Raw genomic sequence first — 16606 nt, 5'->3', positions numbered from 1 at the left:
ACTCATAGATCGAGAAAATTAACGATTTGCTAGATCGATGGATTTAGAAGAAAAAAATGAGACAGAAAAGATAGCCCTAACGATAAAATCGGATAGAGCAACTGGACCCACTCAAAACTTACGTAAGAGCACCAGTTTAATTAGATGGCAAACTGTAACAAGCTAATTTACGGCCGACAGATATTCTGACACCTGACTTTGGCTCTTTTGGTGAGATCGATGATTGCAACAAGAACCAAGCCACAAATAGTCGGCTGAACGCAATGTTTGAATTTAATTGAGGGTTAACAGTTCGTCTATATTTGGATTTTACACCACACTCAGCGGGTTTTCTATTGGTTTTAAATTCAACTTAAAAACTCGTGATTTTCAGAGGATTTGACTTTTGTCAAGGAGAAATATGATGAAACTGCTGGAATTTCCGAGAATGTGACCGATCGCGATGGTTGGAAATGCGATCGCCCAAATCCGCCTCTAAACTAACGCTCCCCTGGAACTGTTACCGAGCAACATGGCATCGCCGAAGGAGAAGAAACGATACTCCAAGTCGAGCGCCTCTCGGTATAACTCTAACAGCCGCTCTCGTCCCACCATCGCGGAGACCAACATCAGCAAACTCGATCGGGGTAAGTGAAAGTTGGTAATCAATCCATCCACCACCTGCCATCGATAACCGGGATAGATAAATAAGTCCGTCTGCGAGCAGAACGGTGCCAAAGTTCCCCCCCGCGCGGCGGATTCGAGAGAACGTACCACCGTCGTCCCCACGGCAATAACGCGCCCCCCTCTAGCTTGGGTTTGGCGGATTTTATCCACGGTATCTGCGGACACATCCACCCACTCCCCGTGCATTTTGTGCTGGGTAATTTCGGCAGTTTCCACCGGGCGGAACGTTCCCACCCCAACGTGGAGAGTTACAAAGGTGCGATCGATACCGCGATCGTCCAATCGCCCCAATAACTCATCGGTAAAATGCAATCCCGCCGTGGGGGCTGCAGCGGAACCCGGATGTTGGGCGTATACAGTTTGGTAGCGATCGGGGGGGGCTTCGGAATCAGTAATATAAGGTGGTAGGGGAACCTGCCCGAATCGATCGAGCTGTTGAACCAGGGATGTATCTGGGGGCAAGTCAAATTTAACGATCCGGCCTCCCGTGGCTTCATCCCGCGCTAGAACCGTTGCGGTAAGGGTAGAGATGACCGCAGAATTTGCCGATGAAGAGTCGGCTCGGGGAGAAAATTCAATCTTCGCCCCCGGCTTGAGGCGTTTTCCCGGCTTCACCAGTGCCAGCCAAGTATCGAGCGAGCGTTCTTCGAGTAATAAAACTTCTACCTGGGCCCCACTGGGTTTGCGGCCGTAGAGACGGGCCCGAATCACCCGCGTATCATTGAGGACGAGTAAATCTCCCGGCGCGAGTAAGTCCGGCAGTTGGCGAAAAATACGATGGCTGCGATCGCACTGGAAATCGGCAACGAGCAAACGCGCGCTATCTCTAGGTTCTACGGGATTTTGGGCGATTCGTTCTAGCGGCAGTTCGTAATCGTAGGCATCCAGTAACAAGTCGATATTTTCGCTAACCCTGACGTTCGATCCCATCTTGTTTTAGTTCTATACAGCGATCGTTTTGGCAAGCGCTTCCCAGGTTGGGTAACATCCCCCACGTAATTGCAGGGACTCCACCCTATAAACCCCACGGGTAGACGCGCGAATATATATAGTAACCCCCTAATGTGGCAACCAACTATGGATTATCTTTACTACCTCGCAAATGCCAGTTTGACTTTGAGGGTTGCTGAATACCTAAGACTGGGAAAGTTCCCGGTTCGCTTCATGACAGTAATCCATCAAATCGACGGTTGGGTAGTGAGGGTGAAAATGGAACATCAGCTCTCATCCGAGCAACACGGTGACTTTCTTGCTTATATGAATGAGTTGGGTATTCCTTACCCATCTAATATTCGCGTCCAGATGGCGCTGTGGAGTTTGGAAACCGGACAATCTCCTGTTGATGTCATGCGCCGCTACCAAGTGGCGATTGTCTCTCACGGTCACCCCGACCTCGAAGAAATTGAAGCCTTCCGCAAGCAGTTCGTGAATGGTTTGGGATATTGTCCCGAAACTCTTGCTTGATACGATTTGATTCTGAGTTGGATGAATTGGAGATTCGAGCGATCGAGTCTCTTTTTTTTTGGGCTGATGGGGCGATCGAGCAATCGTCGGGAATCCCATCGGTGTTTATAGCTAAGGCGCTGTGGGCTTAGGGCATCGAAGAGCGAAGTATTCCTCTTGATTGTTAAGATATATAACTTGTCTGAGGGGTGATACCCCCCGTACTGCTATATTAAATTTAGTAGATGCACCCTGATGGCAACGCCCGGAATTACTCCTGGGCGTTTTTTTTGTGGAAGTTCGAGCTTCGATTTAGCAGGTTTTCAAATTTGTCTGGCAACCTCTGTGTGGGGTCAATATTTCTGCAAACTGATATGAGAAGCCCAGTGTCGTTTTCCGATCCGAAGGGCTAAGTCACCCCCATCTTGAATGGGCTTCATCCCCTTGAATACAAGTTTTCCCGATTCAAGTGATGAGCGATCGTGATTTTTGTATGTTTGTATACAAAAAAATCTCTTTTCGGTGTTGAATGCGACTCTTTTTTCTCTTCGGAAGGGCAAAGATCCGGATGAAAAAAAATTTTCAAATTGTTCCTAAATTCCCTACACATTTTTGAATCTTAATGTTAGTATGTAGTCAAGGTAAGAAATAAAGCTAAATACTCTCTCGATAACCTTAAGTTAGCTAGAGCAGTACAAGCAAGATTGCCTAAAGCAGTGGATATAGAAGATAGCGTTAGGTTAAACTTTCGTAACTCTTTAAGATGCTTTAGGGTCCAGAGACTCATTCTCTGGTTCGCAGCCGTAAGTCGTTGACTCGAAAGAAAGCTAGTTCATTTGGCAATTTGCCTCGGAAATAGCGTCTTCACATTGAGGAAGACTGAGTAACGATTATTCGGTATGAGAATTCTCCACGCGATTCAGCATCGAGTCGGACAATGTGACGAGTCGATTGCGCGGCGAAATCGCGCCTTAACCTTCTAGCGACCTAGCTAGAGCTAAAATCACTTGTTGAGATGGCTCTAAGATGGATGAAGTCGCTTTCCGAAGAAAGAAAGTCGGGGGAAAAACTAACTCAGTTTTCCTTCGGTATTTTCGGAGAAGATACTTGAGGCTCGAAAAGATTCGTAGATGGTTAATGGGGTTTGAAAAATATTGGACTGGGTGACGTGACATTGCTTGCGTTCCAGTTCGTACCCAATTCTCAAAGTTACAAGAACTCGCAGTATATCTGGGGACTTCTGACTTCAGTGCGATCGCTTACTGTTTGACGGCGCATTGTTTTGTGACGTCTTGCGATCGTCTTGGGCTAATGCGTGCGGCCTAGAAACCGTGCCGGCAGCATAGTCCGTCACTCATATATTCCGATCGAATCTACAGCTCGATCGACATAACACGCAGCTTTTGGGTTGCCCCATCGGCTTGCGAGCAATATTACCGCGCAAACTTTTAGCAACGGGAGGTGAAAACCAAAAAATGGACGTGTGGCGCTGTGTATTAACCATCCTAATTATACTACTGATTATCTTTCCTTCATCGAATCTGTTTTCGGACGCAAGCGCCAACGCAAAAGTCTGTCACAGCGTTCGCGAAGCGACATCTGTGGTGTCTCGAACTCACCACACCCCCTGGCAAATATCTGGGCACTGGCATCGGGAAAATATTCCTCAAGTGGCGACTGTATTTCCCCCTCTTCCCCAGAACGTGTCCACCGATAACGGCGAGGGTGAGGAAGGAAACGGATTAGAAAAAGCAGTAAATCTACTGCGGAGTTTGCTATGGAGAATGACGCGGCATCTTCAGCAGTTACCCATCAAATCTTGGCTGGCGGATTTAGAAGCCAACATCTCTCACAAAAGCGAAGAGATTGCCATGGATGTTGAAACCCTCGCAGCACGAACAGCATAAATAGACGGGGTGAATTCGGGGTGAGCCGCAGTCAGGCTCGGTCAGTTCTGCTATCGCGAGCCTATCGCATTGGTGAGACGAGCGAACACAACTTAGCTTGTATGGGGTAGGGGTCAACATCTATTGAGCCCTATTCAGTTTTTAGAGATCCGATCGCCGAGATTCGATCGCCCATTTCCAGAACCCGTTCATAGGGGTTTAAACTCAAGGATATAGCTGTATTCAGTTCGGTTAGGACAGCCTGAGTCCCGAATTCACAAAGCGCATCTTTCTTCCCCAATTTCCCCAGCAACGCCTGCTCACTTTCACCGATGTCCTAACGCAACGGAATACGGCTATATTCTGGGACGAGGAAGCAACCTCAGCAGACGATCGTTACTGACGTAAGAACTCGACATTCGGCACTAAGGGATCTTTCACGACTCCCACCCCAGTAAAACTCCACCGTTCGAGGAGACTTTTTAGTTGAATCGGAGTTATCGATTCGATCGCGAGTTTATCTTTCATCTCCCCCGCGTACTTATTTAAATAGCTTCGGGCATCGAAGTTTTCTTGAAATAGGAGCAAATAACGCTCGGCGGCATCGGGATTGGGGTGAGCGGCAAGATATTTGCCATCGACTTGAGAGCGAACCAGATAGTAGACTTGGGAAATCATTTTTTAGACGTTGTAGAGGGGAAAATCGATCGAGAGACCTTCAGATTAAAGCTAACAGTAAAAAACTACTTTAGATCGTCTAACTTAATCCGAGGATCGACCATTTTTAACAGCAAGTCAGCCAGTAGATTCCCCAGAATCAACATTACCGCCCCCATCATTAAACTCGCCATGACTAAATATAAATCTTGTGCCTGGACCCCTTCCAAAATTAATCGACCCAATCCCGGCCAATTGAAGAAATATTCAGCGATAAAAGAACCACTCAATAAACTGGCAAATTCAAACCCAATAATCGTAATCAACGGATTAATCGCATTCCGCAAAGCGTGGGTATAAATCACTCGATTTTCCGGTAAACCCTTTGCTCGTGCCGTGCGGATGTAATCTTGGCGCAAAACATCGAGTAGTTGTCCCCGAGTAATGCGCTGCAATCCAGCAAAACTGGTAATACTCAACGCAATTGTCGGTAAAATCATGTGCCAGCCGACATCTAAAATTTTGCCAAAAGCGGTTAAATCGGCATAGTAAACACTGCTCATATTACCCACCGGCAAAAGCGGAGAAAGATTTTGAGCTAAAATCAACAGTAATAGTGCCGTAATAAAGCTGGGAAAACCCTGTCCGGTATAGCTGAGGGTTTGAAGAAATTTATCGAGCCAGCGATTTTGATGAATGGCCCCAATAATTCCCAAAGGAATGGCGATCGCCCAGGTGACAACTAGCGACGAAATAGCCAGTAAGATTGTCGCCGCCACCCGTTCTAAAAGCAATCCACCCACCGGACGCTGGTAAATAAAACTGCGCCCGAAATTTCCTTCCGTTAAAATCTGCGTGAGCCAGCGTCCGTATTGCTCGAAAACGGACTTATCGAGTCCGAATTGTTCCTGGAGTTGGCGAATGGTTTCCTCAGAAACATTCGGCTGAGTTCGCAGGGCATCGAGGTAATCTCCGGGTGCTAACTGAATAATTGCAAAACACAACATCGATGCCAGAAATAGCGTTACGATCGCCTGTAAAAGGCGTTTGAGAATATAAGCAAAAGTTTCGCTGTCAAATAATCGGGTAACTCCGTCTCCAAAATCGCGAGTTTTGGGAGGTGGCGGGCTTTCCTGGGTGGGAGTCATATGTTGTGCTCGGGGCTCAGGGTGTGAATTAAATTTGCTGAACTAACTCTATTCCATTTTGCCAAACTCTCAAATCTTCAAAAGATTCGATTTTTTTCTTAGAGTGCATTTTCCCCCTTCCCCCATAACCCTTCCCCCTTAACAATCTAATATTCCACCAGGCTAATAATGGGGACAGAAGGCAGCTTTTCTCGCCCGCCGAGGGCTGTGAGTTCGATAATAAACCCAAAGCCGATGGTTTCTCCTCCCGCTTGGGTGACCAGTTGTGCCGTTGCCGCAGCTGTACCACCCGTGGCAATGAGATCGTCGACGATGAGGACGCGACTTCCCGGTTCGATCGCATCTTGGTGCATTTCGAGGCGATCGGTGCCGTATTCGAGTTCGTATTCCATCGAGTAGACTGGAGCCGGGAGTTTGCCGGGTTTGCGCACGGGAATGAAACCCGCCCCCAACCGGCACGCGAGGGGAACGCCGAAGAGAAACCCTCGCGACTCCATTCCCAGCACGTAATCCGGTGCGAGTTCCCCGCAACGATCGCCCATGGCATCAATGGTGTAGCGAAGGGCCTGGGGATTTTTCAGGAGGGTGGTAATATCCCGGAAAACGATGCCGGGTTGGGGAAAATCAGGAATATCGCGGACGATCGATTTAAGATCCATCAGAAGTAGCGAGTAACGAGTGAGTAATAATAGGTATCCGGTGAGGCCTCTGGGCCGGGTGTCCGGCCGGTTGCCAAGGGAAGCTCTAAAAATCCTACACTAATGTATGGGGATCTGCGGCGCGCGATCGCGTCTCCCAACTTCTCTACTCTTCCATTGACATCTATAGAAAGTTAGCGTAATGGTATCCACTAGCCCTCCAGACCTGTCTGCTCCTCTCATTTTGGAGAGCTTGCCGAATCTCCCTCTTTCGAGCGATGGCTGTCCTCGCCGGACTCGGATGCAAATCGACCTGATTCTTCTAGCACTCGAAGCCCTAAATCTTAAAGGGTCTGAAGACATCTTAGCGCTATCCAAACAATTAGAATTGCAAGGAATTATTAAAAATCGAGTGGTGTTGTGGCAGTTGCGCTGTACCAACCCCCTACGGCGTTTCAACCAGCGCCGTCCCCTCACCCAAGACGAAGCCAAAGCCCTGGTACTCATTGCGTGCCAGTTGGCGCGGCGGATGACGGTGACGATTCGCCAATTGCTGCTGGAATACGAAAAGCTGAGGGAAACCCAAACCCCCATCGAAAAAAGCCCCCGTTTATCCTACTTTCTCGAACGGTTTCGGGCCCACTTTCGATCGCGCATGAACCCCCGCAGATCTCTGGTGATGACCTATAAAAGCAACGAGAAGTTGAACGAGCTGGCTTTGAAGCTGTTTTCCCAACTGCTATTCTGTACCGGGACGGCAGGACCGCAGCGATTGTGGATTAGTTTATTTGACGGGGAGGTTTAAAGTATGCAACGACGGTATAGTTTGCCCAATTGTACGCTAGCTATCGAAGGACTCAGCAATACCATCGGCGATCTCTCCGGAACGCCCATCGTCTCCACCCTCGTTAATGCGGAATGTTACCTTCAGGGTCGAGAACAGCCGCTTTCGGGAGGTCGGGAGTTTCTCGAAAGTTTGATTCGATCGGTCAGCCAGTACGCTCAGAGTATTTTAAGCGGCGTGCGCCCACCCGAATCCCCCCCATCGGAAGTGGTACGAATTGCGCCGGTCGAGGGACACCATCGCTTGAGCATTGCCGCTTCCGATAATGGGGCAACCCCAGCTGAAATCGATTTGAGTACCGTGGTGCTGTTCGATCTCGTGGAAGCCATCGACCAACTGCTCGCCGATGCCAACACTTTACCCGAGTTAACCGTACCTCTCCAACCCCTTTCCCGCCAGTACTCGAATACCAACGTCCCCCTGACGACGCGGGCGGCTGCCCCGGCGATGGGATTGTCCACTTTGGCCCTAGCAGCATTGGTATTTGCCCTGGTGCCCGTTCCCGAAAAAGTGGAACGACCCGTTGACCCCGTCCCGGAAGAGGTGGAGTCGGTGGAAGGAGATGGACTCTCTTCTGCCGGGAGTGGCACGGGAACGGACGATCCCCCCAGTCGAGAAACCGACGACGACGATGCTGTCGAACTTTCCCCCACTTTGGAAACCACTCCCGATATTACCGATCCCGATCGCATTGCCGAACTGAACGAGGATCTTTACGCACAGATCGACGAAACCTGGGAAGATCGAGCCAGCGTGGTAACTGATTTGAGCTACCGCGTCAGCGTCAGTGACGATGGCACGATTATCGGCTACAAAGCCGAAAGCGGATCGGCCGAGTATTACGATTCGGAGATTCCGTTGCAAGATTTGGTGTATATCCCGACTGAAGGCGGTCGTGCCGAGGCGGAATCCTTAGCGGAATTTAAGGTCGTTTTCCGGGATGATGGCACCCTCGAAGTCAGTCCTTGGGATGGCGACTCGGAAGATAGGACAGCATTGGATTCAGAAGGGGAGACGCGCGAATCTCAGACGGAAGACTCTCGTTTTGATGCATCTGATGACGAGGAATTTGACACCGATGAATCCCGTTTTGACGCATCTGATGATGAGGAATCCGACACCCGCGAATCCCAGACGGAAGACTCTCGTTTTGATGCATCTGATGACGAGGAATCTGACACCGATGAATCCCGTTTTGACGCATCTGATGACGAGGAATCCGACACCGATGAGTCTCGAACCGACGAATCCAGCCGTGAAGACTCAGACAGTATCGAAGACCTGTGGGCAAAAACTCAAGGCTTTTTGTACGACGAATGGGCTGATTTGCCCAGAGCCACTTTTGAGGAGAGACTGGAGTATCGAGTGGGGGTGAGTGAAGATGGAGAACTCGCTCAAGTCGAACCCATCAACCAACCGGCATTCGACTACATCTACGAAACCCCCTTAGATGGCGTGAAACAAGTGGCACCGGGGGACAGAGACGACCCCGAGGATTTGGAATTCTTTAAGGTCGTGTTTACTCCCGGAGGTGTGATCGAGATGAATCCTTGGGATGGGGTGAAATAGGATAGCCACGAGAAGATGCGATCGGCTATTTGGCGCAGGTAGAGATATTTCGGGAATGCAGACTTTCCTCGATCGATCCGCCATATAGCCGATGAAACTCTCGGGGGTTTTGGGAATAATAACGACAGATGCACAACTACTCCATCAGTTGCCCCCCCACCTTCCTACGATGGGAGGGTTTTTATTTGGGGGCGATCGCCCGACAGCAAGTTTTTTGACGATCTGTTTGTATCGCACGAAGCACTTAGCTTTGAGCCATCAACCACGAGTTCCTGAAGATGGCGGTGACAACAGATGAGTCATGTTGCCCAAATCGAAGACCCGAACCTCGGAGTGGGTTTCAATCCAAACCCTCGCACCCCCCTTATTCGGCTTGTCGGGACGATACACCACCCGACATTTTCCAGAGATTTCCACCTCATGCCCGTAAATATTGCTTTGACCTCGTTTGACGGTAATGATTGGCTCTCGTTCGTTGTTCTTGTAATTGCGTTGAAGGGTTTGGGAGTTGACGTGAATAATCGTTTTGGCTGACTTTTTGGACTTTTTGGACTTCTGGTCTTCGCAGTTCTGGTCTTCAGGCTTCGGGTCTTCGCAGTTCTGGTCTTCAGGCTTCGGGTCTGGGGAATGTTCCTCTTCGCAATCCCAAGTCGGAGCCGGACCGCGAGTGCCACGTTCGATAATGGGTTTGCCGTTGAACAATGGCATCAGCCACATTTTGCCAGTTTTATAAGCTCCTTTGACTCGACCGGTAACGAGCAAGATTCGCACTCGAGCGTTGGAGATCTTCAAAATTTGTGCTGCTTGAGTAGTGCCAACTATCATCAGACTATTTGAGAACCGCAATAGTAATAAGATACCATTACAGTCGCCACCTTGGGTGAAGGGGCGCACACCAGAAATACTCTGCCTCCGGTAGAGTAGATTCTCAGGTTTTTGGTGTGGATACTCGGCGATCGAGATTCTGGTTGCTGAGGGCTGACGGCAAAATGCGGAATGTGGATTCTCTCTTTCGTTGTATTAGATAATCTTTAACCCGATGCCGAATACTCCCATCCAAAATCGGGGGTCGGACATCAAGAGTGCTTCTTACCAAGGTTCGAGTTCATGTCCATTGCCACCGGAACCATCCTCCGCCATCGCTACAAAATCCTCAATGTCCTGGGAAGCGGCGGTTTTGGCGAAACCTACCTGGCCGAAGATCTCGATTTACCGGGTAAGCCGCAATGCGTGGTGAAGCACCTGAAAATCAATCTTGCTCGAACTCAATTGCAGATCGTCCGGCGATTGTTTGATTCGGAAGCTGAAATCCTACATCAACTCGGTCGAGAATGCGATCGCATCCCTCGGTTATTTGCCCATTTTGAGGAAGCCGGACAGTTCTATCTGGTGCAGGAGTTTGTCGCTGGAGGGGATTTATCTGGGGAACTTGCAGCCGGGAAAAAGTTGAGCGAATCCTACGTTCGTCGGTTGTTGCGGGACATTTTAGAAGTTTTGGATGTGGCTCACCAACGCCACGTTATCCATCGAGACATCAAACCCGCGAACCTGATACGCCGTCAGAGCGATGGCAAGATCGTGTTGATTGATTTTGGGGCGGTTAAGCAAGTGGGGACGCAGATGGTGAATCCAACCGTGCAAACCAGTCTCTCCGTTGCTATTGGAACCCCCGGTTATATGCCCAGCGAACAGGGTATCGGTAAGCCTAAGCTATGCAGCGATATTTATGCCGTGGGGATGGTGGGAATTCAAGCACTGGCGGGCATTGAACCCATTAACTTACCCGACGATCCCATTACGGGAGAAGTGGTTTGGCGCGATCGGGTAACGGTAAGCGACGAACTGGCGGATATACTCGATAAAATGGTACGCCAGCACTGGGTCGATCGCTACAAAAATGCGGCAGAAGTCTTACAAGTATTGAATCCAGGCTCGAATCCGGTATCGCATTCCACTTCAGGATACCAGACAAAATCTGTTCTTTATTCACCACCACCCAAATTGGCAAGGCGGACGGCGTTGCAGTGGTTGGCATTTGGCGGGGTGGGATTTGCGATCGCAGTTGCCCTCGATCGATTTGGGGAAGGAACGCAACCTTCCGTATCTAATTCTGTCTCGGAGTCTGCCCCCGTTCCCGAGGTGGAACCCCCAGAGGTGGAAGTTTCCGAGGTTGTTTCGGCAGCACCGCCAGAACCGGAACCCATATCAGTAGAAGAGCCGGAACCCATATCAGTAGAAGAGCCGGAACCTGTATCAGTAGAAGAGCCGGAACCTGTACCAACACAAGAACCCACTTCTGAAACAAAAGCCACTTCAGGCTGGTCTAGACAATCTTTTGAAACTGTTACTGTCAATGCTAGAGGAGAAATTATCGATCGTCGTCAGGGTTCTGCTGAAGTGTGGGGAGAAGATTTAGGGAATGGCGAAATCCTGGAGATGGTGAAAATTCCAGGAGGAAGGTTTCTGATGGGTTCACCGGAAACGGAGGAAGGGCGAGGGACAAGTGAAAAACTCCCGCATTGGGTGACGGTTCCTGAGTTCTTTATGGGTAAATATCCCGTCACCCAAGCCCAGTGGCGGATAGTGGCGGCACTACCCAAAGTTAGCATCGATCTCGATCCCGATCCATCTGAGTTTAAAAGGAGCAACCACCCGGTGCAAATCTATTTGGGGTATGAGTTAGATTATGAGCAATCTTGGTATCACGCAGAGGAGTTTTGCCAGCGACTCTCTATTGCCACCGGACGGGAATATCGACTACCGAGGGAGACCGAGTGGGAATATGCTTGCCGTGCCGGAACCACAACCCCATTTTCTTTTGGGGAGACGATAACGACGGATTTGGCGAACTACAATGGCAAAGATACCTACGCTTCGGCAGCCAAGGGGGAGGATCGAGGGCAAACTACAGAAGTGGGAAGCTTTCCTCCCAACGCTTTTGGACTCTACGATATGCATGGCAATCTTTTGGAATGGTCGGGGAATGACTACCACAGTAATTACAGGGGAGCATTAAATGTACGCGGCGGCTCTTATGTAGATGCTCCGAAATACTGCCGTTCGGCTTTCCGCATAGGTCATTCTTTAACTCTTCCTCCATTAGGTGCTATATCTCGAGCTATCGGTTTTCGGATTTTGTGTGCGGTATTGTAGCTTGCTTCCCGTAGGGTGAAATGTGAAGAAACCTTTTACCCCGTCATTACCTTCTTGTGAAGCAATACAGCCGCTTTCAACGCATTATTGGGCTTCGGTGGATTGAGAAGAGCATCGACAAACGCTTCACTATCCTCCACACCGAGTTGAAGGGTTGGGTGCTGCTCGATGCCCCGATGTGCTTTGAGTTGTGCAATGAATTTTTGACGATCGAAAGTAGCCATATCCACAAAGCAAAATTTGCGATACTTCATAGTGTATCGGGCTAATCTCCATCCAAATAACGTTAGCATTGAGGGTATTCTGTCAGAAATTCCCAGAGTTTGCCATGGTTCAAACCCCATCAAAACCCCTCACCCTCGAAGAATTTCTGCAACAGCCAGAAACCAAACCCGCACGGGAATATCTCAACGGTAAAGTCCTTCAAAAACCCATGCCGCAAGGAAAACATAGCCGGATACAAGGCAAGTTCGTTACGACGATCGAAACCCTCTACGATACGCAACCCGCTGCTTTAGCTTTTCCCGAACTGCGCTGTACCTTTGGCGGCAGATCGATCGTTCCCGATATCGTTGTATTGCAATGGGATCGCATCCCCCTCGACGATCGCGGTGAAGTTGCCAATACCATTTCGACATACCCCGACTGGACAATTGAAATCCTCTCACCAGGACAAAGTCAAACCCGCGTTACCGATAATATTCTCCACTGCCTGGAAGCCGGTTGTCATTTGGGATGGCTTATCGATCCAGATGAACGATGCGTACTAGTATTTCCCCCCGGAAAGCAGCCTAAAATTTACCAAGAAGAGGACGAGATATTGCCCGTTCCCGAATTTATTGGCGAGTTACAGCTTAGTGTCGGACAAGTGTTTGGCTGGCTGAAACTGTAGGACAATAAGCGACGTATCACCAGCGATTCAAGCAGTCAATCGCTTTGCCCAAACTCATCAATCCTCGGTATTGCTCTTTAATTTTGCATTTTTAATTTTTAATTTTTAATTCATCCTTCGATCGCCCCATTCCCACCATCCCCCCCTCACCGCGATCGCCTGAGGATATGGCAAAATTTGTATACCACTCAAATTCACGCGCGATCGATGACATCCAACCTGCCTTCACAGTACGATCCCAAAACCACCGAAGCCAAATGGCAGAAATACTGGGAAGATCGCCAAGTCTTTAAAGCCGATCCCAACCATCCCGGCGAACCCTACTGCATCGTCATTCCGCCCCCCAACGTTACCGGAAGCCTGCACATGGGACACGCCTTCGAGCATACCCTGATCGACGTGCTGGTGCGCTACCATCGGATGTGCGATCGCAATACTTTGTGGCTGCCGGGAACCGACCATGCCAGCATCGCTGTCAGTAACCAACTCGACAAACAACTCAAATCCGAAGGGACGACGCGCTACGAAATCGGGCGGGATGCGTACCTGGAAAAAGCCTGGGATTGGAAAGCCAAATCGGAAGGGACGATCGTCGGACAACTTCGCCAGTTGGGGGTTTCCGTGGATTGGACGCGGGAACGATTCACCATGGATGAAGGGCTGTCGGCAGCGGTGTTGGAAGCCTTCGTTCGTCTCTACGATGAAGGATTGATTTATCGCGGTAAGTACCTGGTGAACTGGTGTCCCGCCAGCGAGTCGGCGGTATCCGATGTGGAAGTGGAACAGAAGGAAGTCGCCGGGCATTTGTGGCACTTCCGCTATCCCCTCACCGACGGTTCCGGATCGGTGGTGGTGGCAACGACGCGGCCGGAAACGATGCTGGGGGATACGGCAGTGGCGGTGAATCCCCAGGACGATCGCTACCAACATTTAATCGGCAAAACCCTCACCCTGCCGATTCTGGGACGGGAAATCCCGATTGTTGGCGATGAATTTGTCGATCGCGAATTCGGCACCGGCTGCGTCAAAGTTACCCCCGCCCACGATCCGAACGATTTCGAGATGGGACAGCGCCACAACCTGCCGCTGATTAATATCATGCACAAAAACGGTTCGCTCAATGAGAATGCCGGGCCGTTTGCGGGACAAGATCGGTTTGAGGCGCGGGAAAACGTCGTCAAGCGCCTGGAAGCCGATGGCTGCTTGGTGAAAATCGACGAATACACCCACACCGTTCCCTACAGCGATCGGGGAAAAGTCCCCGTCGAACCCCTCCTCTCCACTCAGTGGTTCGTGAAAATTCGCCCCCTCGCCGACTTTGCCCTCAACTGCCTGGATGAGGAGAATTCGCCCAATTTCGTTCCCGATCGCTGGAAGAAAGTCTACCGCGATTGGCTGGCAAAACTCCGGGATTGGTGCATCTCCCGCCAACTCTGGTGGGGTCATCAAATTCCCGCCTGGTACGCCGTCAGCGAAACTGGAGGAGAGATTACCGACAATACGCCGTTTGTGGTGGCCAAAAGTGACGAGGAAGCCCAGGAAAAATCTATATCACAATTCGGAGAAAATGTCAAGCTAGAGCGCGACCCTGACGTTCTCGATACCTGGTTCTCTTCGGGATTGTGGCCCTTTTCCACGTTAGGCTGGCCCGAGGAAACCACCGATTTAGCCACCTATTATCCCAACACCACCCTGGTGACCGGATTTGACATCATCTTCTTCTGGGTGGCGCGGATGACGATGATGGCCGGACATTTCACCGGCAAGATGCCCTTTGGCGATGTCTACATCCACGGTTTGGTACGGGATGAGAATAATAAGAAAATGTCCAAAACCGCTGGAAACGGTATCGATCCGCTACTGCTCATCGATAAATACGGAACCGATGCGGTGCGCTACACCCTGGTGCGGGAAGTGGCCGGCGCGGGGCAGGATATCCGTCTGGAGTACGATCGCAAAACCGATGAATCCGCCTCCGTGGAAGCCTCCCGCAACTTTACCAATAAAATGTGGAATGCGGCGCGGTTCGCGATGATGAATTTGGAGGGGAAAACGCCGCAGGAATTGGGTTCTCCGGTTGTGGAGAAGTTGGAACTGGCCGATCGCTGGATTCTCTCTCGCTTCCACCAAACCGCCCGCCAAACCAACGATTACCTGAAAAACTACGGCATGGGAGAAGCTGCGAAAGGTCTGTACGAGTTTATCTGGGGCGATTTCTGCGACTGGTATATCGAGTTAGCCAAATCCCGGTTGCAAGGGGAAGATGCCGAGTCGAAGCAGGTGGCCCAGCAAACTCTAGCATTCGTTTTAGAAGGCATCCTCAAACTCCTCCATCCCTTCTTACCCCACATCACCGAAGAGATTTGGCATACCCTCACCCAAACGGGAGAGGAAGCCTGTTTGGCGCTGCAAGCCTATCCCCAAGCAGAGGAAAGTTACATCGATGGGGATTTGGAAGTTGATTTCACACTCCTGATTGAAACCATCCGCAGCCTGCGGAACCTGCGCGCTGAGGTAGATATCAAGCCGGGGGCGAAAATTAAAGCAGTTCTCCAAAGCCAGAACGATCGCGAACGGCAAATCCTCACCCAAGGACGTGCGTATATTGAAAATATCGCCCGCGTCGAAGAACTCACCATTGTGCCGGCGTTGGAACAAGAGTTGAAACAAACCATCGCCGGGGTGGTGGGAACCGTGCAAGTCCTGGTTCCTTTAGCTGGGGCGATCGATATCGATGCCGTTTGCGCCAAAATCGAGAAGCGTTTGGCGAAAATCCAGGCAGAAATTAAGTCCACTTCCGGCCGTTTGAGCAATCCCAACTTTACCAACAAAGCCCCCGCCGCCGTAGTGGAAGGGGCGCGCAACGCCCTCGCCGAAGCCGAGAAACAGGCACAAATCTTACAGGAGCGCCTCGATCGACTGCGGTAAGTTAAAACAGAACAGTTTGTTCGATCGTATGGGTTCGATGCTTGAACGGTGCGATCGAACAAATTGAGACGGGGTGAGTCTGACACGGTGACACGGCAGTTGTAGGGAGCAAAACTGATGTTATATCTGGCTCAAGTTTCCAAAAAAGGAATCTTAGGCAAAACCGTATTGCGGCTGTTAGCCCACGAACGGATCGATAAGAGTTGGGTGGTTCCGGAGGAGGAAGATACCCTCGATGCGCCGGAAGCCAACGGTTACAGCGATGGCGTTTTGGTGTTGGCAGAAATCGGACCCAATCGCCAGATTATCAGCCTCAAGGAAGCTACCGACTGGATCGTCAAGTTCGTTCGTCAGTATTTAGGGGAAGGGATTACCCCCAGCTTCCTCAAACAGGAAGGGCAACGGGTGGAACAGTGGCGGCAGTCGCTGACCCTGCAAAGTCAAGACCTCGCCCGTCGCTTGGTGGAGTTGGAAACCCGCAGAGAGCAAATTCAAGCCCTCGAAGACAAGCTGAAGCGGGAAAAGCGATTGCTGCAATCGATTCGAGCCGAACTCAAACGTCAAGGAAAGCTCAAGGAACTGGGCGGACACTCGTGAAGGTGGGCATCGGTAGCCGGGGGAGCCTTTCAAGTGAATGTTTTTTAACGTCAGTTTTGGTTAAGCGGGTTAAGGGTCGAGAGCGCAGTTGAGGTCAAGTCGGTTGAGGGAGCCTTCGCACCCAGTGCTCCCTCAACTCGGGAAGAATCTACCATCATTGATGGTGACTTGAAACTGCACACCCT

At 50.4% G+C, this 16606-nt stretch carries 15 protein-coding genes; 8 read left to right on the top strand and 7 right to left on the bottom strand.

Going from position 1 to position 16606, the window contains the following annotated elements; genetic code table 11:
• Positions 1 to 474: 474 nt before the first annotated feature.
• Positions 475 to 1596: a tRNA preQ1(34) S-adenosylmethionine ribosyltransferase-isomerase QueA gene (gene queA, locus AC2215_RS08375; protein ID WP_486809518.1), complete on the bottom strand. Its 1122-nt coding sequence runs from the start codon at positions 1594 to 1596 to the stop codon at positions 475 to 477.
• Between the two features lie 147 nt (positions 1597 to 1743).
• Between queA and AC2215_RS08370 the strand changes: the two genes are divergently transcribed.
• Positions 1744 to 2130: a DUF732 domain-containing protein gene (locus tag AC2215_RS08370; protein ID WP_486809534.1), complete on the top strand. Its 387-nt coding sequence runs from the start codon at positions 1744 to 1746 to the stop codon at positions 2128 to 2130.
• 1048 nt (positions 2131 to 3178) lie between these two features.
• On the opposite strand, the gene AC2215_RS08365 is transcribed toward AC2215_RS08370, so the two are convergent.
• The gene (locus tag AC2215_RS08365) at positions 3179 to 3316 is read right to left on the bottom strand and encodes a hypothetical protein (RefSeq protein ID WP_486809517.1); all 138 of its coding nucleotides are present in this window, start codon (positions 3314 to 3316) and stop codon (positions 3179 to 3181) included.
• Between the two features lie 196 nt (positions 3317 to 3512).
• Here AC2215_RS08365 and AC2215_RS08360 point away from each other — a divergent pair, with 196 nt between their 5' ends.
• Positions 3513 to 4016: a hypothetical protein gene (locus tag AC2215_RS08360; RefSeq protein ID WP_486809516.1), complete on the top strand. Its 504-nt coding sequence runs from the start codon at positions 3513 to 3515 to the stop codon at positions 4014 to 4016.
• 375 nt (positions 4017 to 4391) lie between these two features.
• On the opposite strand, the gene AC2215_RS08355 is transcribed toward AC2215_RS08360, so the two are convergent.
• The 3 genes from AC2215_RS08355 to AC2215_RS08345 form a co-directional block, all read right to left on the bottom strand.
• Positions 4392 to 4673 carry a hypothetical protein gene (locus AC2215_RS08355; protein ID WP_486809515.1) on the bottom strand — a complete coding sequence of 94 codons (282 nt, stop codon included), beginning with the start codon at positions 4671 to 4673 and terminating at the stop codon, positions 4392 to 4394.
• Positions 4674 to 4738: 65 nt separating this feature from the next.
• On the bottom strand, positions 4739 to 5800 hold the full coding sequence (locus AC2215_RS08350) for an ABC transporter permease (RefSeq protein ID WP_486809514.1): 1062 nt from the start codon (positions 5798 to 5800) through the stop codon (positions 4739 to 4741).
• Positions 5801 to 5946: 146 nt separating this feature from the next.
• On the bottom strand, positions 5947 to 6459 hold the full coding sequence (locus AC2215_RS08345) for an adenine phosphoribosyltransferase (protein ID WP_486809513.1): 513 nt from the start codon (positions 6457 to 6459) through the stop codon (positions 5947 to 5949).
• A gap of 181 nt (positions 6460 to 6640) precedes the next feature.
• Between AC2215_RS08345 and AC2215_RS08340 the strand changes: the two genes are divergently transcribed.
• Both AC2215_RS08340 and AC2215_RS08335 read left to right on the top strand, forming a co-directional pair.
• Complete coding sequence (locus AC2215_RS08340; RefSeq protein ID WP_486809512.1) at positions 6641 to 7243, top strand: DUF3038 domain-containing protein; 603 nt, start codon at positions 6641 to 6643, stop codon at positions 7241 to 7243.
• Between the two features lie 3 nt (positions 7244 to 7246).
• On the top strand, positions 7247 to 8851 hold the full coding sequence (locus tag AC2215_RS08335; RefSeq protein ID WP_486809511.1) for a DUF4335 domain-containing protein: 1605 nt from the start codon (positions 7247 to 7249) through the stop codon (positions 8849 to 8851).
• Positions 8852 to 9109: 258 nt separating this feature from the next.
• Here the strand turns inward: AC2215_RS08335 and AC2215_RS08330 are convergent, their stop codons facing one another.
• Positions 9110 to 9676 carry a DNA-binding protein gene (locus AC2215_RS08330; RefSeq protein WP_486809510.1) on the bottom strand — a complete coding sequence of 189 codons (567 nt, stop codon included), beginning with the start codon at positions 9674 to 9676 and terminating at the stop codon, positions 9110 to 9112.
• Positions 9677 to 9958: 282 nt separating this feature from the next.
• Between AC2215_RS08330 and AC2215_RS08325 the strand changes: the two genes are divergently transcribed.
• Positions 9959 to 12004, top strand: a complete 2046-nt coding sequence (locus AC2215_RS08325) for an SUMF1/EgtB/PvdO family nonheme iron enzyme (protein ID WP_486809509.1) — start codon at positions 9959 to 9961, stop codon at positions 12002 to 12004.
• Between the two features lie 35 nt (positions 12005 to 12039).
• Here the strand turns inward: AC2215_RS08325 and AC2215_RS08320 are convergent, their stop codons facing one another.
• Positions 12040 to 12258, bottom strand: coding sequence for a type II toxin-antitoxin system TacA family antitoxin (locus AC2215_RS08320; RefSeq protein ID WP_486809508.1), 219 nt, complete (start codon positions 12256 to 12258; stop codon positions 12040 to 12042).
• A 74-nt stretch (positions 12259 to 12332) separates the two neighbouring features.
• On the opposite strand from AC2215_RS08320, the gene AC2215_RS08315 reads away from it, so the two are divergent.
• From AC2215_RS08315 to AC2215_RS08305, 3 genes are all read left to right on the top strand, one after another.
• The gene (locus AC2215_RS08315; RefSeq protein ID WP_486809507.1) at positions 12333 to 12896 is read left to right on the top strand and encodes a Uma2 family endonuclease; all 564 of its coding nucleotides are present in this window, start codon (positions 12333 to 12335) and stop codon (positions 12894 to 12896) included.
• Between the two features lie 207 nt (positions 12897 to 13103).
• Positions 13104 to 15824: a valine--tRNA ligase gene (locus tag AC2215_RS08310; RefSeq protein ID WP_486809533.1), complete on the top strand. Its 2721-nt coding sequence runs from the start codon at positions 13104 to 13106 to the stop codon at positions 15822 to 15824.
• A gap of 117 nt (positions 15825 to 15941) precedes the next feature.
• Positions 15942 to 16421 carry a hypothetical protein gene (locus tag AC2215_RS08305; RefSeq protein ID WP_486809506.1) on the top strand — a complete coding sequence of 160 codons (480 nt, stop codon included), beginning with the start codon at positions 15942 to 15944 and terminating at the stop codon, positions 16419 to 16421.
• Positions 16422 to 16606 lie beyond the last annotated feature (185 nt).

The organism is Zarconia sp., from assembly GCF_057467645.1.
Note: the sequence above shows the minus strand (reverse complement) of the source record. Positions and strands in the feature narration are given on the sequence as shown.